At 55.5% G+C, this 25,158-nt stretch carries 11 protein-coding genes; 10 read left to right on the top strand and 1 reads right to left on the bottom strand.

Annotated elements, in window-relative coordinates; all coding sequences use genetic code 11:
- Positions 1 to 4 precede the first annotated feature (4 nt).
- Positions 5 to 4,276: a BREX-5 system adenine-specific DNA-methyltransferase PglX gene (gene pglX / locus EGH24_RS12710; protein ID WP_142980506.1), complete on the bottom strand. Its 4,272-nt coding sequence runs from the start codon at positions 4,274 to 4,276 to the stop codon at positions 5 to 7.
- Positions 4,277 to 4,396: 120 nt separating this feature from the next.
- On the opposite strand from pglX, the gene EGH24_RS12705 reads away from it, so the two are divergent.
- The 10 genes from EGH24_RS12705 to EGH24_RS12660 all read left to right on the top strand — a co-directional run bounded on the left by EGH24_RS12705 (position 4,397) and on the right by EGH24_RS12660 (position 25,095).
- A complete protein-coding gene (locus tag EGH24_RS12705) occupies positions 4,397 to 5,236 on the top strand; it encodes a BrxA family protein (protein ID WP_321167813.1) in 840 nt (279 codons plus the stop codon).
- 5 nt (positions 5,237 to 5,241) lie between these two features.
- Positions 5,242 to 8,934, top strand: a complete 3,693-nt coding sequence (locus EGH24_RS12700) for a hypothetical protein (RefSeq protein ID WP_221886744.1) — start codon at positions 5,242 to 5,244, stop codon at positions 8,932 to 8,934.
- The gene (locus EGH24_RS12695) at positions 8,931 to 9,557 is read left to right on the top strand and encodes a BREX protein BrxB domain-containing protein (protein ID WP_142980504.1); all 627 of its coding nucleotides are present in this window, start codon (positions 8,931 to 8,933) and stop codon (positions 9,555 to 9,557) included. Before EGH24_RS12700 ends, EGH24_RS12695 begins: the two co-directional genes overlap by 4 nt.
- Positions 9,550 to 13,242 carry a hypothetical protein gene (locus EGH24_RS12690; protein ID WP_142980503.1) on the top strand — a complete coding sequence of 1,231 codons (3,693 nt, stop codon included), beginning with the start codon at positions 9,550 to 9,552 and terminating at the stop codon, positions 13,240 to 13,242. The genes EGH24_RS12695 and EGH24_RS12690 overlap by 8 nt, the downstream gene beginning before the upstream one ends.
- Positions 13,239 to 15,392, top strand: a complete 2,154-nt coding sequence (pglZ, locus tag EGH24_RS12685; protein WP_142980502.1) for a BREX-5 system phosphatase PglZ — start codon at positions 13,239 to 13,241, stop codon at positions 15,390 to 15,392. Before EGH24_RS12690 ends, pglZ begins: the two co-directional genes overlap by 4 nt.
- Positions 15,393 to 15,965: 573 nt before the next feature.
- Positions 15,966 to 19,022: a PD-(D/E)XK nuclease family protein gene (locus tag EGH24_RS12680; RefSeq protein WP_142980501.1), complete on the top strand. Its 3,057-nt coding sequence runs from the start codon at positions 15,966 to 15,968 to the stop codon at positions 19,020 to 19,022.
- Positions 19,015 to 22,653, top strand: a complete 3,639-nt coding sequence (locus EGH24_RS12675; RefSeq protein ID WP_142980500.1) for a UvrD-helicase domain-containing protein — start codon at positions 19,015 to 19,017, stop codon at positions 22,651 to 22,653. Before EGH24_RS12680 ends, EGH24_RS12675 begins: the two co-directional genes overlap by 8 nt.
- 136 nt (positions 22,654 to 22,789) lie before the next feature.
- The gene (locus EGH24_RS12670) at positions 22,790 to 23,728 is read left to right on the top strand and encodes a ParA family protein (protein WP_142980499.1); all 939 of its coding nucleotides are present in this window, start codon (positions 22,790 to 22,792) and stop codon (positions 23,726 to 23,728) included.
- Complete coding sequence (locus EGH24_RS12665) at positions 23,721 to 24,122, top strand: hypothetical protein (RefSeq protein WP_142980498.1); 402 nt, start codon at positions 23,721 to 23,723, stop codon at positions 24,120 to 24,122. The genes EGH24_RS12670 and EGH24_RS12665 overlap by 8 nt, the downstream gene beginning before the upstream one ends.
- Before the next feature lie 391 nt (positions 24,123 to 24,513).
- Entirely contained in the window at positions 24,514 to 25,095 is a 582-nt protein-coding gene (locus EGH24_RS12660; RefSeq protein ID WP_142980497.1) for a DUF7342 family protein, read from the top strand.
- Positions 25,096 to 25,158: the final 63 nt, after the last annotated feature.

The raw sequence follows: 25,158 nt of genomic DNA, 5'->3' as shown, positions 1-25,158 counted from the left end.
TCCCTTAGAGTACGACGTCATCGTTGACCGATTTTGGAACTAGTTTCTTTTCTGAGAGGGGCCGAATATTGACTGCCACGCCGTGCTTTTTAACCGGATGATACCCACCCGTCATAATTTCGTCCAATGCTCGACCTTCCCAATCCGAGGAGTATGAACCGCTCCAATTCACTTCGATTTCCCCCAGAAGCTGTTCACATTTCTTTTTGATATCTTCACCCAGCTCTGCATCTTTATCGATACCTGCTGCCAGCTTCGCAAGCAGCGTTTCCCGCTTTGCCATTCCTTCACGTGGCTCTCCATCGTCGAGCAGGCTTCGGAAATCCTTCTTCCCGAAGTAGTGATGTAAAAAGAGGATTCCATTCCTGTGGTAGGACGTCGTACCGATGTTGTCCTGGCAATTCAGTAAGTAATCATAGTAATGGGGTTCCACTGGTGAACTTTCGTTTTTCGAGTACGCCCCACAAGCCTCAATTCCGCAATCGAATGCAGTTCGCCATTCCTCTTCTTGTTCAAGGACGTACGGACTAAAGGTATCAGTGAACGTCTCACCGAGCCAATCATCATCAGACATATCTACGAGATCCCTGAACGCATCAAGCCGTTCCTCCATCCTGTTCTGGAACCGCTCAATATCTGACTGCAAGTCCGCGGCCAATTCCTGAGATTCTTTACTCCCCCCTCGACTCTGTACCTCCGAGAGTTCAAGCAGAGCCTCTTCAAATTCGTTGATTTGCCGCAGAGCATTCTCATATTTATTGAACGCCTCAGCAGCTTCAGCCCGGTCAGAACTCGATAGGGAGCTATCGTCTCGACGTTGATTCGCAGTTGCTCTGAGATCTCGGAGTGCTTCCTTTCGGGGTTCGAGATAGTTCGTCTGGAGTTGGTCAAATGTGGATGGGCTGAAGCGGTGATAATCGACAAAACAACCAAAGCCCTCACTCTCAGGATCAGCAACTAGCCTTTCTGTAGTAAACCTCCAGAGTATCGGGGTATTCTCTAATCGGCCCAGCTGATAATCAAACAGATTGTTTTTGAGCCAATCCTTGAGGTTCGGATAGGCAATCTCTGAGGTACGTTTGTCTCCGAGGGCAGAGTCAATTTCATTTAGTCGCTCATCGACATACTCCCCGAATACACTCTCAGCTTCAGTGACGACTATATCGAACAGCGTTTCGAACTCACCGCTTTCTTTGGTGAGAGGTGCAATCCCGTCTTCACTGTTTGTCACCGCCTTTATGGCAAGATATAGTACAATGTCCTGTACTTGAGATTCGTAATTCTGCGGCTCAGATACTTCATCGGGTTCCGATGGAAGTGGTTCTAACGGGTTCTGATTAGTGCGCAGTGAAATTTCTCGTTTGATCTCAGTTCGCAGGTCTTCATCAAACTCGAAAGAGTCGAAGACAGCAGTATCAGTATCACGTGCTAACTGTCTAAGTTGGTGTTCAACCTGCTTCTGAATCCGGGTTGTTTCTACTGCTAGGTCCTCGATTTCCCAAGCGGAATCACATCCAGGGTCGAACGTTGGCAACTTGGTTTTTTCCAAGAGGTCACGATGAGGGTGGTCCTCAAAGATGTCTATAGGCTCATCTTCGCCAATTAACTGTAGAATCCGTGGTGCAACAAAATACGGAGAATTGAAATCGGACATTCGCTGATACAGCAAGAGGCCCGCAATTTCTTCCGTGATTTCTCTAAGTTCACTGGTGTCTGCTAATTTGCTATACCACGGCAACTTTGACACGTTCCCTACCTCCCAGTGGCGACCAGGGTCGAGACAAGCCATCAGATAGGTTACAACATGACTATTCCCATATGCCATGACCGACCAAGATGATGAATCAGGGATAAACACGTTCCCAGCATGACCAAATATCGAGTGAGGGTGCAGATAGCCGAACCTTCTGCCACTACTTTTCATGTATGTGTAGGTCAGAGCTTCCGAAAAGTAGTGGTGAGTATTCCTGAGATAGGACCTGTCAAACGATTTTAATTCAACACCGTTATCTCCCCAATAGAGCATCAGATTAATTCGGGGTAATGTCCACGCATCTTCTCCTCCTTTAGCGAATGGTACCCAGTCGTCAGAGTCTGTTTCCCAGAAGCGTCGGGTGAACCGATCATCATCAGCAGTTGCGAGACCCTGTTTAACCACCCCGAGACTTCTTTTATTCACACCCCCATTGTCGGCATCAAATACTATCTCCGAATCAAATACTTCTCGTAGCTCAATCGGTGCCCAATAAGACATTGGGCTTCCTGGAATCAATGAAAACTCAGATAATTCTCGCCGGTAGAGACGCTGAATACCATCCTCATCTACCGGAGCGTCATATGCAGCTTCCAGTAATTTCCCCTCTTTTTGTTCTTTAGGTACGTCATGTAATCGGATGAACGTACCCGCAGATGCTGAGTCATCCTCACTTTTTGTCCTCACAACGGTCCCTGCTCCACGGACCTTTGCTTTGTCAAGGATACCCTCACCAAATTCGGCGAGGAAATCAAACGAACCGCGTTCCCCGATGAAATCCTCACGGAAATCTGCCAAGCTGTTTTTAAACATGAACTCACGCTTGACCAACATTCCAACGCGGCCGTTTTTCTTCGAGAGTCGTTCGCAGGCCTCAAAGAAGTTGATGTAATATTCAGGAGTATACTTGTAATTCTTGTTCTCGTTAATGTAGTCACGGACTTCATCAGGCATCCGCCCACGAGCACCGTAAGGCGGATTCATCAGTGAGACATCGTAGTCCTGAGTAAGAATAACTAGAAGCTTGATGAAACTCCGGAGATCCTGAGCAGCAAACTCCTCATTATCTCCGTAGCGTTCCTCCATCTTTTCCTGAAGGGAGCGTAAGAAAGTACTCAGGCTCCCAGTACCATTGACTGCTTGCTGTATTGTCACCTGATCATCTGTGTCAAATACATCCTCTAGAGTTCCTTTGACGTCGAGCAAAGTCCCTAACGCAGGAGTATTTTCGAATGAGTCCAAGATTTTCTGGAGTGCAGTTTCAAGTTCTGAATCACTAGTAGACATACCTTCCAGAATCTCGTTGACGGACTCCATATCTGCGATACGAGCATCAGCGCAAACAATCCCAACTTTCGGAAGCGTGAACTGATCGTTACCGGCAGCCTCCGCTTGTGTTCTCGCCTTGAGATAGAGGTTGAAAGTAGCAAGCTGGCATGACCGGAGGTCGAGATCAACCCCGTGAAGGTTATGTTCCAGAATTTTCCCAGGAATCTCTCCAGGATCTAATTCAGGACACTCGCGCCGCCAAATACGTTCAAGCACATCGAAAGCGTACAACAGGAAATGACCACTGCCACAAGCGGGGTCAATAACACGTATTTCCTCTGGATGGTCAAAATCTGTTGCCTTACCTTCCTTCTCGCTCGGTAAGAGGTACGTGCAGAAATCCTGTACAGTGGGTGCTTGCTCCAGAGTGGTTGGCCTTGATTTTCTATGCTCAGTAGAGATCTCCGACTGAGTATCAACCGCATCCAGCAATTCATCCTTCTGTTCTAAATATAGCTTCCCCAAACTATTGTCAGTGAGCAGTCGAACGACCCAGTGAGGCGTATAGAACTGATTCGCAGCAGGAACCTCATCCGGTTCCAGAGTGTTTTTGTCTTCTAATTCTTCAACGATTGGACGATTGTAATATTCATAGACCCACCCAAGGACATCATCGGCCAGCCAAACATTCTCCGGGATTTCGTCTATGATTTCACAGAGTTCTTTATAAACATCTACATCGAGGTCGATAATCGAATACGGGGAATCTGGATTGAAAAGGATCTCAATTTCGTCGGCGAGCTCGAGGCACTCACGATTGAAGGCCTCGATTATCGCTTCATCGGGAGCTAGGTACTCTTCATTTTCAAGTTTCTCAGCAGCAGGCGTGGTATCAGAGTTTCCGAACTGAGTTACCGGCCTTTCAATGAAGTCTCGAACCTCCATACATCGCAATGCAGTGATGCGGTTAACAAGCGTAAATCCAACCCCGGTAACGTAGAGTTGATATTTTTCGGACCAGTCTCGATCTTCATCCTCGTGTTCAACTGCGTCAGCTAATTTTGACCTATCTCTTGCTTTTTCGCCAGATAGGTCATCGCCGCCACCTTTCTTTTTGAGGTCGTACGAATGTTCTAGCTGGTAATCAACGTCTGACTCTACAGTTTTCCGGAGTTTCCTAACAACTTTTTCAAGATGCTCACGTTCTGATTTGTCCAGTTGGGCTTTCGTCTCAAGAGAAGATTGTCCAGACATGATGTACCGCTCTTGTCTCCTACCTCATAATGAGCCCACATCAAAGTTCCCTTGAGGTCCGTCGATTTTCCTGAAGTCCTCACAAGAACTTCTAAGTAGATACCACGGTCTCGTCATAGTATGGCTACAGGTCGAAACGGGGATTTAGATTCATGGGTCCCATCTCTCATCGGGACGCTCCCCGAATCGAAAATCACGATGGCTCTAACTCGGTGTGGTCTCCAGACCAAGAGAACACACGAAATCTCCTCTCTCTACGCGGACGAACTCGACTGGACCTCAGTGAAAGACATCTGGTACGACGAACGAGTCGCGAACAGGAGTAGTCGAAACAGTTCGAAATCCTTGCTCATTGCGATTCGAGCACGGCTTCAGTCAGCGGGTGAAGGGTTTCCATCAATCCCGTTGCTCCCAGAGGTCTTGGACCAATGTCGAAACGAACGCGATCAGGCACAGGTCCTCTTCCTCTATCTCGTCAACCACGACGGGCTGGCTCGTTATGTCGTCCACGAGTACCTTCGCCGACTGATGAAACAAGGGCCCTCCGCACTCGACTTCGAGACGGATACTGTTCTCAACATCCTCGACGAGTTCCGCGACAAGGCTGGCGAACCGCTAGAGTACTCGGAATCAACACAGAAACGGTGGGTACAGGGACTCAGGTCTGCCCTTCGTGATATTGGTGTGCTCGAAGGGAAAACCGAGACATCTGGTCAACCGCCGAAGGTTGGTGATGTACCTCTCCAGGTCGCGGCCTACTACTCTTGGGCACAGAACGGCGACGAATGGCTCACGAAGCCGATCGGCTGGCTCTACCTGTTCCAGTCCAAGGAGTACTGGGAACCCCAGAGTAAGCGTCTGGCTGGATATGAGGGCTGGACACACCACGAAGCCCGGAGTCGCGTCTGGTTCGAGCCCGTCGACGACTTCTACACGATGCTCGCGGAGGGGTCGGCATGACGCCCATGGAGGACCTCTTCGAGAAGCAGGACGCAACCTTCGAGGAGTCGATCCGCATCGACCGGAAGTTCGAAGAAGACGAAGACAAAGCCGCTCATCGCGATCAGCTCTACCGCCACTACCTCGACACCTACCACATCACAGATGCCTCAGAGAACTTCCTCCGTGACTTCTTTACTCGAATTCACGGCCACGACGAGGAGATGCGGAAGGGGGCCAATCACTGGCTCTACGGGTACTACGGCAGCGGGAAGAGTCACCTGCTGACCGTCCTCAACCTCCTCACTGCGTCTGCAGACCTCGAAGAGGAAGACAGAGAAGAGGTCTGGAATCGGCTGGATTCAGATAGCGCCTACAGCGACCTCTACGAGACATGGTCCTCGATGCTCGACGAGCACCATCTCGTCCCCCTTCCAATCAACCTCCTGAAGTACCAGAGCGTCCGGGAACAGAGCTTCAGTGAGATCATCCTCCAAGCAGTCTACCAGGCGCGAGGCCTCTCGAACCGACTCGATGTCGCCTTCTTCGAGGAGTGGTACCAGAATCAGGGAACGTGGGATCAGCGTGACGAACTCACGAAAGAGGTCCTCAAAAACGAAGGCGTTCCAAACGCGGATCAGTACTCGTGGGACGACGTCCAACAGTACCGAACCCTCTCTGATCTTGTATTGGAGGAGCTCGTCGAACGAGAGACAGGAACTGCAGATGGGTTGGCAGATATCCAACGCCAGGATATCGGGCAGCGGATGGCTGTCGAAGCCGTCGAGTCGTATCGGCAAGACCTTGAGGCGGAGTCTGAGAAGCCGGTAAAGATCGTCCTCCTCGTCGATGAGGTGACGCTCTTCATCGGTGGGGACTACCAGCGTCTCTCGGAACTCAACGCGCTCGCGGAGAGTATCGATACGATCGGCGAGGGGAACATCCAGATGGTCGCGACGGCGCAGTCTCAAATCGAGGACGTCCGACCAGGACTTGCCGCGAAGCAACTCGACTTCGGGATTCTCAAAGACCGGTTCCCCCACCAGTACCACTTGCCAAGTCATCACGTCGGGGAAATCGTTCAACGTCGCCTCCTCAAGAAGACCGAAGCAGGAACAGATTGGGTTGAGTCAGAAGCACTGACGGCGCGGGTACATCCGACATCTACGTTCGTCTACTCAGAGGTCGGGCAGAACACAGAGCCACCTCTCAATCGAGTCAAAGAAAAGGAGTTCGTGCAGTTCTATCCGCTCCTGCCCTACCAGCCGGCGCTCTTCCTAGAGATACTCTCGAACCTTCGGAACGAGTTGGCCGACTCGACGAAGTCGATCTTCTCAGGGACAGCGAGAGCGATTCTCGCCATCGTCGCCGGACTCCGGGATCGATGGATGCGCGACGAAAGCAAAGACGAGCTGTCCCTAATCAGCCTCGTCGACTTCTATGACCTGATTCGGTACGAGCTCGAGGACATCATCCCCAACGAGATCGAAGTCCTGGAAGAGATCGAAGCCGACGAAGACACGACTGACTTCGATCTCAAGGTCGCAAAAGCGGTCTTACTCCTCTCGTACGTGCCCGACTCAGTCCCACAGAACGACGCAAACATCGCGGTTGCGGTGATGGACGACCTTAACGGGCAGCCGCGGACGACCGTCCGAAACCAGGTCCAGAATTCACTGGAGAACCTCGACAAGTACATCAGGCCGAACACTGCTGAGGACGGTCCTCTCCTTCGAATCACGGATCGAGAGGAACGAGAGATCATCGAAGAGGCACGCAAGAACCGCAAGAACCCAGATTGGGACGAGATTATCGCCGCTTTCGACACTGAACTCTGGGCGGACATCAGCCCTCGTCTGAATCTCCCAACGTCGGTTCCCTACGGTGGGGACGGCGACAACTACCCCATCTCGTACAACTTCTCCATCGACGGGCAACCACTGGAAGAGGAAGACGAGCACGAGAGTGCGCTCGAAGCCACAGTGGTTATCCGGGGCGTGCGACCTGATGTCGACTCTAAGAAAGTCAACGAGGGAACGATCTACTGGTCGGTCAAGGAGGATGGATTGGATGATCTCCGAAGCCAGCTCATCGAGTGGTGGTCGTTCCACGAAGCGACTGCCGAGACGGAGACACCCGACACGATAGCCCGAGACGTCGACGATGCAGCGGACAGGGTGAAAAGTAAGCTCGCGAGCGCACTCAAAGATGGCTCGTACAAGGTTGAATCTCAGGAACCACGTGGTCTCGAGTCTGCGGTCAAAGAGTGTATCAACCGTGCCTATCCCTCGTTCTTCCATCCCGTCATGCTCGAGGTGGACCAGAGCTACCTCTCGGAGCTAAAGCGGCTCATCGACGACGAGGAGTACCCAGAGTGGGCACAGAAAATCGATGTCCCAACACCAGATGCGGAGGTGTCCACGATGGGGACGATTGCGAAAGAGATTCGAGGCGCCGTCGGTCGAACGCTGGTTGACCATGACAACGAGATGGGTCTGCCAGCACTCTTCGAGAAAATCACCGAGGAGACGCCGTTCTACGGAGAGGTCAAGCCGGCAGTAACGGCGGTACTCTGGGGGCTGTGTCGCGCGGGAGAGTTCCGTCCCGTTGCAGAGGACGGAGAGGCTCTCGCCGCGGATGAACTGCTGACGCTCTCTCAGCAGATGGAGATCAAGCTGCGTACTGCGCCGTCTTCGACGTCGCTCAAGGAACAGTTCATCGATGCTGGAATCATCGACCCGATTCAAACGGTCGACGAGGGAATCGTTGCCCTCGAAGAACTGAATGAGTCGGTTAAGAGGCAAGCGCGCACGCTTGCAGAGACGACAGAAGTCAGTACAGAGACGGAATTAGAGAGCGATGCACTCGTCTCTCTGGTTGCGTCATTCAGCAATGCGCTCTCTGAACTGGCGGATAGCGCAGAATCACGCGCCGACGCAATCGCTGCCGACGATACGGACTGGGAAGAGATAATCGATCAAGTGGCGAGTGACGAAGAGTGGTTGACTGCGGTTGAGGATCGATGGGACTCCAGAGAATCCTATCTATTACAACTCGACGGGCTACTGCGATTCAGAGAGCTGGAGATTGACTGGCTTAGCCAATCGTTCTACGACGCACTGGACCAGCTGAGCCAACAGCTCGAAAACGAGTCTGGTCGGGAGTGGTGGACGCAGGAGGGCTGGCAGTCCTTTGATCAGTCACTGGATGCCCGGTTGACTGCAATTTCAGCGCTTGAAGAGGATTGGTCGGCTCAAGTGGCAGAGACCAACGCGAAATCACTAGTGACAGAACTCGAGGGACATCAATGGCTGATCCCGCCCCTACAGCTCCCTGAACACAGCATTCACGATGGATTCCAATCCGGATATCTCCGCCCACTTCGGCACTTCAGAGATACCCACGAAAGCATCCAAGTCTGTATTAGTGCGTTAACGAACCGGGAACCAGGAACTCACGACGAGCGCACATTGAAACGAGCGCTCGGGACGGTATCCTCAACAACGGATTGGGAAAGCCTCACTGAGGACCGAGTCGACACGTATCGTGAGAAGTACGAGACTGTAGAGCAACTGGTTGGTGGGACTCGACCCGAGGAAATCGAAGGTGTAGGTGTGCTATTCGGCGATGAGTCTGCACTCAAGGGCCAATTTGAGCGTCTCGTGAAGTCGAGGAAGCCGACGATAGAACAGATCGATGGAGGTGTGATTATCAAATGACGTCGACGCGAAACCCGCTCAAGAGATTTACCGAGGAATTGGTCGACTTCGCAAGTGGCGAACGGCGGGGAATTCGAAATCCCTTCGTCATGGTGCCAGTCGAACCATCTGTTGAACACCGAGTGACGGAACGGTTGATTCAGTGGGCAGACCCCGAGACACCAGATACACTGACGAACTGGGCTGGCATCGAGAACCAGGCCGGCAACGAACTCACAGTCGAGTGTGTTCGGCTTGACCACCTGATGCCCGAGACGCGTGTTTTCGAAACCACACTCGATCTCGGGCCTCTTGAGCGGACCACCACGAATGCAGTAACGGAGACGCTCGAAACGAGTCTAGCTGACGAACTCATCGGGAAACTCGTCGAAGGACAACTCAAAGGCGAGAATGCGCAGCAGCATATCCTTCTGCTGGTGAACCTCGGAAGCCTCTATCCGTTCACCCGCGCCTCAGAGCTGCTCGATGAGATGGACCGCCGAAACGTGAATACTACAATCGGAATCCCGTTCCCTGGTTCGATTAGAGGCGGGAAATTGAGCTTCTTCAACGAGGACGCACGCCACTACTACCCAGCCCACCGAATTGACGAGAAAATCACTGAGGTGTATCTCGATGACTGATACGACACTTGAATCACTGTTTGCTCGCTCGCCGACGCGAGAACTCGAAGAAGTACAGAAAGTCAACGAAGTCGGCCAAGCCGAACGCGACATAGACGAGTTCTACGAGACTGATAGCGCTCGAAAGGTACTCACAGAACTTGGAGAAGTCGTCAACAGTACAGGATCACAGCCACGCTTCCGGTATGTCCATGCCACCTTCGGATCCGGGAAAACGCACCTTCTGAAGCTGATCGGAATCGCGACCGGCGAGATCGAGGGGCTCGAAACGGTTGCTCCGAAGCTGTCGAGCCAATTCTCTGGGTTCAAGGAATTCAGAGACCGGCTCAATTCGTCCCACATCGATCACCTGGTCCCCCTGTTTATGAACCTCCTCGACCGGGACAAGGTCCGTGACTCAACGCTCTCGCTCCTGATCTACGAGGAGCTGGGGAATCAGCTCAACTACCCGACTGACCCACTCTGGCTACTCGAGTGGGCGTGGACACTAGAGATCGAGCATGGGCTCTGGGAACCCGTACGCTCTGTAGAACACGATGGAATGTCGATAGAGGAAGCAGCACAAGACAAGGCTGCGCTCCGTCCATGGCTCTATGAAGCACTTCCTGAGATGCACGAGACTGACGGCACGCCCTATGCAACGAAAGATGGCGTCAGGGAATCAATCGAGCAAGCCACGAGACGGATCAGTACTGAGGCGTTCACACCCAATGAACTCGTAGAACGGCTGGACCGAACGAAGCGCTACCTACAGGAATCAGGCGAAACGTACGAGTTCCTCATCGGGCTCGACGAAGTCGCCATTTACGTCGGTGACCAGCAACACCGCTATCGAGAGTTCCTGGAGACGGTCGACACACTCATCGCCGACATTAATCCCCCAATTTTGGGAACAGGACAGTGGTCGCTGCGGGACATGCAGCAGGATTTCATGGGAGAGGTCGATCCTGAGGCGTGGTACACGAACGAAATTCCGCTCCGGGGTGCCGATACCGAGATCATAGTCAGGAAGCGGTGGCTCCGAAAGTCAGATTCCGGGGCGAACACGGTACACGACCTGCTCGAACGGGCTCCTGACTTCGAGTTAGAACTTGCCGACGCTTCAGAATACACCGACGTCGGTGAGCCCGTAGAGGCGTATCCCTTCCGTGAACACGACCTCTGGTTGCTCCGCGAGGTCATGCAGAGTCTCAAGAAAGAAGACTTGGAAGTGGACAGAGAGTATGTTCAAGGACGAGCGCTGCTGATTCTCGTTCGTTCTCTCTTCACCAGCTTTGATTGGTCCCAGAAAGAGCCTGGAGCGGTCGTTGCGTGGGATGAAATCTATGACTTGATTGAGCGCGAAACAACGGACATTCCGGGGTGGGCAAAGGACCAGATCCAGAAAGTTGAGAACACGACTGACGAGATGGGGGTGAGTGTCGCGAAAGTTCTCTATCTCCTTGGCCAGGTCGAGGCCGTCCCAACAACGAAGGAGAACATCACACGGCTGCTGGTTAGCTCAGTAGATACTGACATCGATCAGCTCGAAAACGATGTTGAGGAAGCCCTCAAAGCGCTGATGGAGGACAACTTCGTTCGAACCGACGAGAGTGTCCAACCGCAGACGTATAGAATCCTGTCGAAGGAGATCGTCGAGTTCTGGGATCAGATTCACCGGGAGGCAGCAGGGCTTCCTCAACATCAAGTTCGGTACAATATTGAGGACCTTCTCCGGGAGGCAGATCGTGGTCGGTTGACCGCAGATGATTCACTCCGAACGCGGAATATCGACGGGATCTCCGACGCCCCGTATACGTTCCGCTATACTGTATTAGACCAAGTCGACTCATCACCGGAACCTCGTTTCGATGGTGTAGTTGCCAGGGTACTAGCGGCTGACCCGGATACAATAGAAGAGTCACGAACGAGATGGCAGGAGGCGAACGCTGGTGACCAAGGCGTTGAAGACGTCCTCATCGTTATTGAGCTTTCAGAGGGCCTTCGCGAGAGTATTCGGCATCTGATTGCGTTGGATAAGTTATTGGAGCCGGGGGCTAGCGCAGAACTCCGTATCGAGCAACAACAGGAGGAGGAGACCGTCGAAGACGAGATCGAGGAACTCCTCTATGGAGCGAAGCTCTATACGCCGGACCATAACACGACGCGAGGGACGTATCTAAGCAACATCGATAGTGTGCTCGCTGATGCTGTCAGAGAGAAATTCGAGAACAGGAAAACACTCGATACACGGCTGCAGGAGGTTGACGACGCTCGGACCCTCTTCGAGTTTTTCAACGGGAATGGTACGTGGCCGTTCTCAAGCGACGACGCAGAGATGCTCGGGGTCAAGACAGTTCCGAGAGAGATTAGTGACGGGTGGGCTGAAGAGTTCCTCAACGATTACGCTGGAGAGGAATTAGTGAGTGGAGAGACTGTCCTCGAAGAAATCGCTGGTCGACGGGGGAAATATCTCGGAACGCCACGCGAGGCACTGGCGGCGCTTCTGATCACGCTTGCCGCAGCAAACAAAATCGAGATCAGACGTGATGGGGTCCGTATCGAAGACCCGGGCGAAATCGGTCGCGTGATGCGACGTATTTCCGATATCCGTGACATCGATATTGGATTCGATCCCGTAGACATTGAGGGAAGTAGCAATCTAAAAGCGGTCTATCAGTCTCTCCGAGGATTCGCTCCACAAGGGAACGATCCGACCGCTTGGCTCTCCAATCTCGCTTCATGGGCAGAAAAGAATAGTTCGGGTATTCGGAACATCTGTGCTCGTGTGGATCTCGAGTTTGACGAAGAAATCACGCTGGATGCGCTCCGTGACGCGTTAGAACCAGGGATGGCAGGTGGCGAACTTGACGATGCAGTACTGACTGAATCGCCAGTACCAACGCAGGCAGAGTGGTTCCACAAAGCTGAACCATTATTCGAGGGTGAGGAGCCGCTCTGGGATGAGTTCAACAGCACACTCGAGACGATGCGATCACTGTACCCAGATGCTGCGATTACCTACAAGATGGAGGACGCCGTCGATGGGTCACGCATCCCTTCCAAAGAGAGTCTCACTAAGCTCCAGACAGAGGCTCAGGACTTCCGTACCTCCCAGATTAGTGAGCTCTACCACCTTCTCACGGGAACCACACCCGATGGGGATTCAATCTCGGAGCTCTGTTCAGTGGTCGAGCAAGCGTTACTGGATCAAGACATAATCGTAGAAATCGATACCGTCACCGAGACAATTTCAGGAGTGAATTTCGAGTCACTCAGAGAACTCGATGAGATCGCTGCATCCGCGGATGACATCTCCGAATCCGATATCGCATCCGGGAACGCAGTCAGCGAAGCTAGCCAGCTTGAGAAGGCACGGGGACTACTCGAGGATCAACCAAATGGTCCTCTCTACAATCAGCTCGAATCTCGGTACGAGGAACTCAACTCAGAACATTCTGATGCGTTCATCACGAAGCAGGTGAAGCGTGCGCTAAGTGGACCAGACCTCGTCACACCGTCTCGAGCAGAAGCGTTGGTGAAACAGGCCGATGCAAAGCTCGAGTCAGAGGATGATGATAAGGATGATGAAGACGATGATGACCAAGATGACGATGGGCCTTCTGCCGACGAGCTCTGGGCAGAGGTAACAGAACCAGGTGACGGAACAATTGTGGTTATCGATACAGAGGAGGGAGACCGATGAAGTCGCAACCAACTACGACACTCGAAAACCAAGCGAAAGCCCATCTCGAGGATGAGTTTCCTGATGAACACGCAACGGCAGTTCGGGTCGTCTGGTGGGACGAGGGGGGCCATCTCCGGGAGGTTGTCCGTGCTGCTGCAGACCAGATTGGAGTGAGGTTCTCGGAGGCAGAACGGTTCCCTCTCGAACTGAGGAGAACCGCAGTGAAAGAACCGGAATCGCCCCACGTCTGGTACATCCCGGAAGCGAAAACAATCAAAGATTCAGAAGAGGGGATGATTGAGCGGGACTGGTTCAGAGACATCCGTGAAACAGGCGGTGAAATCGAACTCACAATCGAACAGCTGACTGCCGAGTTGTATGAGGTAAACCCCTGGGATATCTACGATATTGAACGAGGAACGGAATCTGATCGCGAAACTGCGGCGAAGGTAATCAAGAATCAGTTTGGGAGCGGTGGAATCCCACGCTACGGAGATCTAATCGGTGAGATCATCACCAAAGGGGAGGGGCAGATTTTAGAGCATCTCCTCGAAGGAGGATGGCCAGAAATTGACCGGGATGACGAGACAATCGCCCGAGTGCAAGAATCACTGAAAGACAGGCACGTCGCTCCTGCAGACAGTGCTGAAACACCAGAGGAGATCGAGGACGTCGTCTGGAAGTGGGCCGTTGCCCGTTGGCTAGTCGCCGAGGGAATGGATGTCGACGCCTTCCCCGAGGGATATGGAAAAGTGGGTAGCACCCTTGGCGATATCAACCCACTAAAACGGATTGTCGATTCCCGACAGAGCAAGCGGTTGGCAGAGCGGTATCTGAGCGAGAGCTACTGGGGGGATGTAATCGAAGCATCTGACGATGTGTGGGAGCTCGTGGCCTGTCCGGTTGATGGGGCGCTTGATGCAGCTCTGTGGGATGCTTGGCTCGAATCATTAGAAGAGGGGAGGTACACGGAATGTATCGAAAGAGCGAACGAACGCCAACAAGCCCTCGGGGTGTATCCGGACGATATTCCCTGGACCACGCTCTGGGAACAAGCCGAACAGGTAGCCGAGTTGGAATTGCGGTTTGCAGCCTGGGAAGAGCGGTCCCAGTCGTTCGACCCCTTCGACCAGTATGCCGATCAGGAAGACGGAACTTGGAAGATCGACTATGGGGTGTTGGAACTCGAGATCACAGGTGAACCCGAGCAAGAGAGGCTCCTCGACTCTCACCCGGCGACGGAATCGCTCCCTGAGATTCGTGCCGAGCTCTTAGAGACGCGGTATATGGACTATCTTGAGGAGATGAGCGAGGCAGTAGTCAGTTCGTTCAGTACTGGATCGCCTCTGGCGGGGAAGGACGCTGCCTACGAGTGGTGGACTGACAACGAACAGGATCTCGCAACAGGGGAAACAGTCGCCCTGTTTCTGATTGATGCGCTGCGATTAGACCTCGCTCGGGAGCTGGCCAACCGCCTTCGAGAAGACTATTCGATAGCCGAAGAGACCAGAGTTAGCACACTTCCATCAGAGACCAAATTCGGGATGGCTGCACTCACACCGGGGCGAGCCCACAGATTCCGCGTCAAATTCCGGAACGGGAAGCTCTCTGTCGAACGAGGTGGTCAGCGTCTCGACAACAAAGGAAACCGAGTGAAAGTGCTTGAACGAGAGGGATGGGACGTGCCGGACGATCGCGATTCCGGGTGGCAACATCACCAAATCGCCTACTACGACAAGGACATCGACGATATCGGTGAGAATGAACTCGACAATCCAGAGAGTCATTTCACCAGTTACATCGATGAGCTCTACGATCTGATTACAGAGAAGCTAGAGAACGAAAACTGGGATCGAATCTACGTGGTGACGGATCACGGATTCGTCCTGCTCCCGAAGGGGACTACGATGGAATCGATTTCTAGCTACGACGGAGATGGAGAGGTCAAATATCGGCGAATCGCTGGAGACGACGTCGAGGACGCCGGAACGGGCGTCCGAGTTACGGGTCAGACACCCGGAACAGAATATCTAAAAACATCAGTTCGACTGCTCGCCCACCCCCGACAGTACAACAGTAAAAGTGGGCTTACCGACGCCCGCTATTATCACGGTGGGATCCTTCCGCAGGAATGTATGCTGAACTTCATCCGGATTGAGAAGGAATAGAGTTCTGTTTACGATAGCCGGGCGAACTATCCCGGTTATGATCTCCGTTATACAACGGTTTGAAGGCTTCAGCGAGTTCCTCCGGACCCGCTAACTGGACTGACTATGTAGTCCCTTATACTTGTTATGAGACTTCATCTCGTGCCTGAGCTCCTCGTAGTCTGGAATCTCCCAGTTTCTCCCATCTCCGGCGGGAGTAGTAGTTACCGACGTTCCAGAGCTTGCTGGTGGTCCAACCGTTGCGGTCGAACGAGTCCGCGACCTGCGAGTGGTTGTAGACTCGGGCTCGATATAAATGATGGACCCAGCCTCCGCGGAACGTCTATAAAACTAATCATAGCAGCTTCTCTTGTAAAATTCCGCATCCCTATGGAATCTATCTCTCATGAGATTGTCTCGGCAAAAGTGAAGTGAGACGGACCTCTTGGTGAGTAGTATTCGATGAATAATACGCTTCTAACTGGTTCTCAACATTCACGTTTGGAACAAGCTGCTTTTGAACGTGCGGATCAGGTGGCTGATGACCTTCTTGGTTCAATCCTGTATATAACCCGGAACGACGCTCGCCGGAGTATGGTTGAGGACAGCTGGGCCGCTTCGCACGAGCCTCTTCGCCTTCGTACCGAGACGCTTGACGCGGTCGTTCGGGAGTGGTACGAGCATCTCCACGGTCCGGTTCAACCTCTCTCCGGGCAGCTGAACCGTCGGCTCGCGGAGTACGCGCTTGACAGAACGACAGCCGAAACAGATGGCGCTCTCGCCGGCGAACCCGCCTCGGCCGCCCTCGCTGATTCGTTCAGTAGCCGCTTCTCACTCTTCGACGACGCCGACGTCGGGACCGCTGACGCGCTCGTAGCGGAGTTCGAGGGCTCAGACCTCGATAACCGTATCGCGAAAGCCACTGTCGACGCGTACCGACACTACCGGGATCTCCACGGCGACTATGTCGACGAGTGGGTCTGTACTCGGGGAGAAATGTTCAACGCCGTCGCGACGGCGGAGCAGTCATTATCGGCGTTCTCGCCGGAACTGGATGTCATCATCCTTTCCGGGTATCACGAGTTCCGTCCTGTCGAACGCCGCCTCATCGAACGCCTCGTCGACGAACTTCCGATGATCGCACTGCTGCCGCTTCACCAAGATGGTCGGAGCGGAGTCGACGCCGTTGCGGAAGACGCCTTGGATGTCTACGACGCACTTGACTTTGAGGCAGTAGAACTCGAGCCCGTCGACGAGTCAGGGCGGGCCTTTGGAACGATCACCGAGTCGCTCTACCGCCCGGACCCGGATGCTGTCCCTGTTCCAGACGCCCTCCAGTGGCGTGAACTCCCGACGCCCGAGCGCGAGATCCGCTTTGTTGCTCGCGAACTCCGAACCGAGTTGGCCGATGGCCGTGACCCCGACGACCTGGCCGTCGTCGTCCCGGGAACCGAGGCCTATTCGGGGTACGTCCAGGACACGTTCGATACGTTCGACATTCCGCACGTCACGACCGCCGCCTCACAGCTGAACCGGACGTTCACCGGGAGCGTTGTCCACGATCTCCTGAGCCTCGCCGAACCGAATCCGCGGGCGGAGAACCTCACGTCCCTGTTAGCGAATCCACTGGTCGACGTCGTCGATACCGATCAAGCCAACGCCGTCACGGCAGCTGCTCGCCGGCGTGACACAGTTTCTGTGTCACCACTGCTCAAGGACCTCGACGACGACCCGGCGGCACTAATCGAGGAGCTGCTGGTCACGCTGGAGTCGCTCAGAACAGAGGACATCGAGGGAGCAACTGAGACGCTCCGACGACTGTTGGACGACCGGTTCGACCTAGAGGCGGCGACAGATGACTACGCCAGCGGCGCCGAGCAAGCCGTCGAACAGCGAGCCTACGACCTCGTAGACGAGGTCCTCTCCTCGTTCGAGTCGCTGGCGGCGGTCAATAGCGATCTCTCTCCGTTGGCACTGTTCACTCGTGCGTTCGATGGTGTTCCGATCCGGGTTCCGCAGCGCGCTGCTGGCGGTCACGTCGAAGTGATGGGGTTGCTCGACGCCCGGATGCGCTCGTTCGAGAAGGTGTTTCTCGTGGGACTGACGAGCGAGCATTTCCCGGTGACGCCGGAACGCCCGGCCTTCTTCGAGGAGATGACCGACGCCCATCCGCGATTCGACACCGGCGACGAACGACTCCGTGGCCGCTATCTCTTCGCGACGCTGCTCGCGAATGTCGACGAACTTACGATCACCACACCAGAGACGGGCGACGACGAATCCGCCATCGTCCGGTCGCCAGTCCTCGACGAACTCCAGCGCGTGACCGGCATCGAACCCGAAGATGGCGTCGACGACCGCGTGGGCTCTCGCGAAGATCTCCAGCGCCACGTCGCTGCAACGGCCGACCGGCGTGCGGCAGTCAGCCACGCCGGCGACCGAGGTGATCTCTCCCCCGAGCAGACCAAGCGCACGGATCGAGGTCTCCACTGTGCGGACAACAGGGGAACGGCTGGCCTCTCTGAACACGATGGTGTGTTGGATCCCGAGACAGTCGATGAGGTCTACCCTCCGTCGGAACGGGAACCCTACAGCGCGAGTCGGATCGAGCGATACGTCGAGTGTGGGTTCAAGTTCTACGCCGAGAAAGTGCTCGGAATCGAGGATCCGGATGACGTCGAGGTCGTCCCTACGCCCCTCGAAACCGGGTCGTACGTTCACGACGTACTCGAACGATTTTTCGCGGATCTGCAGGACGAGACCGAGGATGGTGTCGATCTCACAGACTTCGACCGGGACGACCTGGCGACGCACCTTCGCGAGATCGCCGTTGACGAACTCCGGGATGCTGACTTCGAGTACGACGGCCTGTTCTACGAACGGTGGAAGGCGGAGCTGTTCGCGGGTCTGGGTGACGGCGTGAGCGCTCCGTACGAGGCTGGGAGCAAACCCCACGACGCACCGGAACTGGGGTTGTTCGCTACCTTCCTCGACAACGAACTCTTGCGTGACGGCGCCGGCCGCCCACACCTGTTCGAAGCCCCGTTCGGTGAGGGGCTTCCTGACTCGGATGCTGGACCGTTCACGGTTGAGCGGCCGGACGGCTCGACTGTCTCGATTCGGGGTTACATCGACCGCGTTGACGTGAACCGGGATGGAGAACAACCGACGCTCACGCTCTACGACTACAAGACTGGTCGAGCACCGTATATGACGAAGACGACCGGCGGCACGAAGTTCCAACTCCCCATCTATCTGCTCGCTGCCGCCGAGGTCGTCGACGGTGACCTATTCGAGCAGGGATCGCTTTCAGCGACGTACTATCAGGTTCGACCGCCAAACGACCTCAAGGTTCCACGCGGCGTCGAATCGAAGTTCGATTCAGAGGCCGAACTCCGCCGGTTCCTGAACGATGTCGTTCCGGAGTGGTTGGGCCAGCTCGACGAGGCGATCGGCAACGGTCGGTTCCACACGACCCTCCTGTCCGCTCGGGGTGCGAACTGCCGATACTGTGACTACCGTCGGGCGTGCGATGTCCGCCATCACCGCAAGCGGGAGTTTGTCGACGAGGTTCACGAGGACGACGCTGCGTACGTTCCGCTCCGTGTTCGTGACGACGAGGACATCGAGGCGGTGATGAGCGATGACTGAGGACCCCGAGGAGATTCAGCTCACGGGGGAACAGGAGGACGCGCTCGTCCAGGGCCGGAACGTCGCGATCACTGCCGGCGCCGGGACGGGGAAGACGACAACGCTCACCGAGCGGTACGTGACGATACTGGCCGAGAACCCGTCACTCACACCGGAGAACATCGTCACGATCACCTTCACGCGAAAGGCTGCTGCCGAACTGACTGAGCGCGTTCGAGAGGAGGTGTACGACCGGCTCGAGGCTGTTGACTCACCAGAGGCCTACCACCGCTGGCGAAACGTTCTCGACGACCTGGAAGACGGCTACGTCCACACCATTCACGCGTTCTGTACGCGGCTCTTGCGAGAACGGGCCGTCGAGGCTCCGGTCCCGCTCGGCTTCGACGTGCTCGACGAAGACGGCGCCGCGACACTCCAACGCGAAGTCGTGACGGAGTTCCTCGAACGCAACCAGGACGATGACGACGTGGAGCTCCTTGCTCAGCTTTGGAGTCGTGACCAGCTGGTCGATGTACTCACTGGACTACTCGATGAGCGCCCACAGAGCGAGTCCGTCCTCAAGGAGTGGCGTGACGCCGAGGTCGACGACTACGTCGATATCTGCTGGGAGGTCGTTTGTGATCTCGACGTCGTCGACGCCCGACAGACGCTATATGCGGACGGAATCCTTGAGCGGCTACACACAGTCGCGGGCCGCGTCGACCGCGAGGGCGCTATCGGCGACGAGGACGGTTTTCGGGCCTACCGGACCTTCACCGAGGTCGCGGCGACACTCTCGGACGACCCCGAGGAAAGCGATCCCCGCGACTGTCAGCGGGCAATTCTCGAGCTGTACGAGGCCTGTGAGAAGAAGAACGGCGGCCTGTACAGCAGTTCGGGGTACGTCGTCGGCGACCGGGACGAGTGGGATGAGTACGGCGACGTCTACGATGACCTGAAGGACGCCATCGACGCGGTCATCGCGGCCGTCGAACCGCACGCAGATGCAGTCGAGACGACACCCGGTGAGCTCGAAGCAAACAGTGCCCATTACGCGCTGGCTCTGATGCGGGTCTTCGATGACGTCCTCGCAACCTACACCGACGAGAAGGAGCGCCGCGATACGCTCGACTTTCCCGACGTGATCGAGACAACCCTCGAGTTCTTGCGAGCGAACGATGCCGTCACGGAGCGGCTACGAGAGCAGTTTGCGGCCGTGATGGTCGACGAGTTCCAGGACACGGACCCGCGCCAGTGGGAGCTAGTCAAGCTTCTCACGGGCGTTGACGAGCAGACGGCGTCGAACGTCTTCTTGGTTGGCGACGAGAAACAGAGTATCTACGGCTTCCGTGGGGCCGACGTGACGACGTTCGGGGCGGCGAGGACAGAACTCCAGACCGTCAACGAGGCTCGTGGGGTTGACGACGTCCCCGATAGCGAGGCCGAGAGTCCGACCGCGCTCGAACTCTCCGGGAACTTCCGGACGCTGGACGAGCCGCTGTCGTTCCTGAACGAGCTCTTCGAGTATCTGTTCCAGCCGGAGGGTGACCGCCACGAACCCTACGAAGCGCCACCGCAGGAGTTGACCACGCAACGCGACCGTGTCGAGGACATCGAGGGACTGACCGGGAGTGTCGAGTATCTCGCTGTCCCTGACGACGCTGACACGGCGGCAGAGCTCTTCGGCGACGACCATCCGGTCGCCGAAGGCGCGCTCGACCACACCATCGAGGCCGAAGCGCAAGCGCTCGCTGCTCGACTGACCCACCTGTTCGACGATCCGCCACAAGTCCAAGACCCCGACACGGTTGCTCATCGCGACGCTACGCCGGACGACACGGCGATCCTCCTCCGCCGGCGAACTCATCTGGATCGGTATCAGCGGGCCCTCGAGGAGTACGACATTCCCTATACTGTCGTCGGTGGTGTCGGATTCTACGATACGCCCGAGGTCCAGGCGCTAACGAACCTGCTTCGGGTACTTGGTGATCCGCAGGACGACGTCTCTCTCTATGGGGTACTTCGATCGCCGCTGTTTGGCTTCACCGATGACCGCCTCGCACCGGCAGTTGCCGAGGCTGATTCAGTGTTGGACGCGCTGGCCGAGACGGACGATCCACAGCTCGCGGACGCGTTTAACCTCCTCACGACGTGGCGGACGCTTAGCGGCTGTGCGATGCCGTCTGAGGATGGCGTGCTCCCGTGGAACCGTCTGTTGTCTCGAGTGATTGACGACACGGGGTATCTGGCGAGTGTGAGTGCTGACGAACGCGGTCAGCAGGCCGTCGCGAACGTCGAGAAGTTCCGGGACCAGGTCCGCACTTGGAGCGAGAACAGTGTTCACACGGCTGCCGGGTTGCTCCACCGGATCGACCGCCAAGCCGAGATCGACCCCAGAGAAGGGGAGGCTGACATCCCCGGCGATGCGGAGGGCGTCCGGATAATGACGATTCACGCCGCGAAGGGACTTGAGTTCCCGATCGTCACCGTCCCCGATCTCGGAAGTGACCTCAATTTCGGGCGGTCCGTCGACGACCACGGTTATGTCCGCCTCGTCGAGGGGACGACTGATGCTCCACCAATTCCTGCCGTGGGTGCTCCCCGCCCCGACGATGCGTTCGCAATCGAGAAGACCGCAGTCCACGAATATGCCGATCGCCGCTCGCTCCCGCAAGAGCGTGCGGAATCCAAACGACTGCTCTACGTGGCCTGTACTCGAACTCGGGACCACCTGCTGCTGTGTGGAACACACGACATCGATGTTGATGAGTCTGGCCACATCGAACTCGGTGAGCCAGATGATTTCGACGACGCCAGCCGATGGCGGGATTGGCTCCAGCCAATTCTGTTTGACGACCAAGAGCTAGTCGCTGAGGCGGTTCACGAGGGAGCTGCGGACGCTCGAATTGGGGATGCCCCACACACCATTCAGGCGCCACCTCGGCCGGTTGAATGGAAATCTGAGGCTCCGACTGAAGAGTTAGACCCTGCGATTACTGTCCCTTCCCCGCCGGAACGTCAGGCTGCCGTTCGCGTTGCCGCGACGACCCTCGTCAGTGCTGTTGCGGATGCCTCCGAAGACGGACACAGCTACACGTCGGGGGATGGGACAGTCGGATTGAGTCCCACCACCTTTGGAACTGTTGTCCATCGGCTCAATGAGCTCCGTCCCCCACGAGAAGAGTGGCCCTCGTTTATTCGTCAATTGAGTCGTATGGGGAGCGAGGAACCGACGGATGACGATCTCCAAGCGGCCGTGAGCCATGCCCAGGATGCGATCCGGTTCGTCGATGAAACTGAGGCTGACCTCCCACTCGAAGCGACCTATGACGAGTACTCAGTTGTCGCTCGTCTTGATGACTCCCGCATAGTGGGTGATATTGACCGTCTTCTGGTCACTCCTGATGCGTATCATATCATCGACTACAAGACGAACGATCTTTCGTCGACGACGACTGATACCCTCGCTGACCACTATCGGCCGCAAATGCTTGCCTACGCTCTCGCGCTCTTCCAGCACGATCCCGCCCGTCAGGTTCGTGCTTCACTCCGGTTTACCGATGTTGGGGTGGAAGAACAGTTTGAGTGGCAACGGAGTGAACTGACTGATATCGAATCTGAACTTCGCTCTATGTTGGAGCTCGTCTCCTGAGCCACATTTACTGATTCTATCCTAACTATTCTAGAGTAGCGAACTATTCTGGAATAGCGTGTAGCTTTGGAATAGAATACTATTCGGACTATTCACCACAGAGTTAAGTTGAGAGGGGTAGATACTGCTGAATAGTATGAGTGGCTCAGATAGCAAGAATAGCATAGATAGAACGAATAGCCCAAATAGCCCATATGATTCGGTACAGACCGATGGGAACTCTCGGGCTGTTTCGGTGTGTATGCTGAAGGGAGGCGTCGGCAAATCGACGATTGCGGTCAACCTCGCCCGACAACTGGCCGCACACGAACACGATGTCCTCCTCATCGATCTTGACCCGAACGGCCACGCGTCCGTGGGGCTGGGGTTTGACGACCAGTACCACAACACCGAGGAAACCATCGGCGACGTCTTCTTCAACGATGCTGACCCGACTTCAGTTGTCTACGATACCAGCTATGCGTTCGATATCCTCCCGTCCAGCGAGGACTTAGAACAGGTCGAGCGGGAGATCGTCGTCGGCGACGTATTCCAACCCTCTGCGCTGCTCAAACGGGAAGTTGTCGACCCACTCCTCGGTGATACGTACGATTACATCGTCACAGATTCGCCGGCGTACCGCTCCCGACTCACGGACAACGCGCTCGTCGCGACGGCGAATCTGGTGCTTCCGCTCGCCCCGGGGAACGAGGCGATGGCCGGCTTGGAGCGAACCATCGAGCGACAGATCTCCCCGCTTCGGCAGCATATGGACGTCGACGTCCTGTCGCTGGTTCCCAACATGTTGAGCGGCCGTATCGACCAGCAGACTCAAGATCGACAGCTCCTCGAACGTCTCAACTCGCACGATAACCTTCAGGATCGCATCCCGAATTTCGCGCGGATCACGGACTGGGAGGCTGTCGACGCCGGCGATCTCAAACCCTCACCGGGCATCCGTGACCGTACCAGCATCACGAAGGCCTACGGCGAGCGCAAACCCCTGCTGGACTACGACCCTGACTGTGACCAGTTGCAGTGTTTCGACGAGTTGGCGCACATCGTCGAGGCAGGTGAGGTGGTCCGCCATGTCTGACGACGATCCGTTTGCCGACCTCGGGGAGACACTCGAAGATGAACCGGACGACGAACCCCAAGATACGGATGACGCGTCTGAATCGGAAGGCGACGAGGAGACGCCCTCTCAGGAACCCGTCGAACGACGAAACCCGATGACCGATTCAGCGTTCAGCTATGAGGCCGCCAAACAGCGGCCTTTCTACGCCCGGGAGGCTACGATCGAGGACTTCGATTCTTGGTTGAAGTACGAACTGGAACGCGAGCTCAACCAGCAGGGCTACCAGAACATCGTCGTTCGGGAGATGACTGATGCTCTTCTCCGAACCGTCGTGGAGGAAGATCTCGTAGACGAAGTGGCCGAACGATTCGAACAAGCTCGCGAATCTGCTTCTTCAGAATCGACTGAATAGCGTACTATTCCAAAATAGAAAGCTATTCTACAATACCCCAACAGCAACTTCAGAATAGTCTGATTCCGGCTCTATACGGTGAACTCAGTTGAGACCGCCGGCTCAGTTTTGGTATAGCGATATATAATTTATAATCCCGGTTTCTTGGCTATTAACACTGCTACTACTGGAATTCGGTACTTCAGGCAAATACGCATCTGGACGTGATTACACGAATAATCACGACCACTTTGAAGTACCCCGCCGCTGTCGGTGAAGCACGAATGCTGCAACCGCCTCACGATGCCGCTTCCCCCGGGGTAGAGCCGCCAAGACAGAGGTTCGGGATTTCGCTGAGTTTCCTCAGCTGAGCTCGAGACGATACCGAAGAAAAGAATTCAATATAGGACTAATGGCCTCAATCTATATTAAGACGAAACTCGAACGATGTTGTATGACCGAAGACGGGCCGAACTCCGAGAGCCTGATGGAACGCCAGACTACGGGTGAAGACCGGGTTCGGATGACCGCCCGNCAGCTGTCGGAGCCGCGNACNGNNAACTGGATCGCCTCCGAAGCGGNCTGGTCACACGANCCAACCAANCGCGTCCTNGAACGGCTCGTNGNCGACGGNATNCTCCATCGTGACGAGAGCGGCACCCACACGACGTACTACCCGGATTATCGCCGTCAGGCGATGCAGGAGGCGATGCGGCTTCGGGACAGCGGGCACACTGTCGAGGAGCTCACGGACCGGCTCACCGAGATGAACGCTCAGATCCGAGGATGGAAGGACGAGTTTGATGTCGAGTCACCGAACCAACTTCGCGGGACGATCGCTGACCAGGTACTCGACGTCACCGAAGAGGATCGTCGCCGAGACATCGCGCGTGAGTGGGAACAGATCCAACGGCGAATCGAAATTGTGGGTTTTACCCTCCGAGAGTGGGACTTTCTAGCCCCAGCGACCGAACGTGATGAGACCCGGAGGTGACGGACCTCGTTCTCCGCACATCCGTTGCAGGCAGATGAATATTTAGGCTGATTCCGACTCACG

Source organism: Halonotius terrestris, assembly GCF_006861665.1.
Lineage (GTDB): Archaea > Halobacteriota > Halobacteria > Halobacteriales > Haloferacaceae > Halonotius > Halonotius terrestris.
This window is presented reverse-complemented; position numbering and strand designations above follow the sequence as displayed.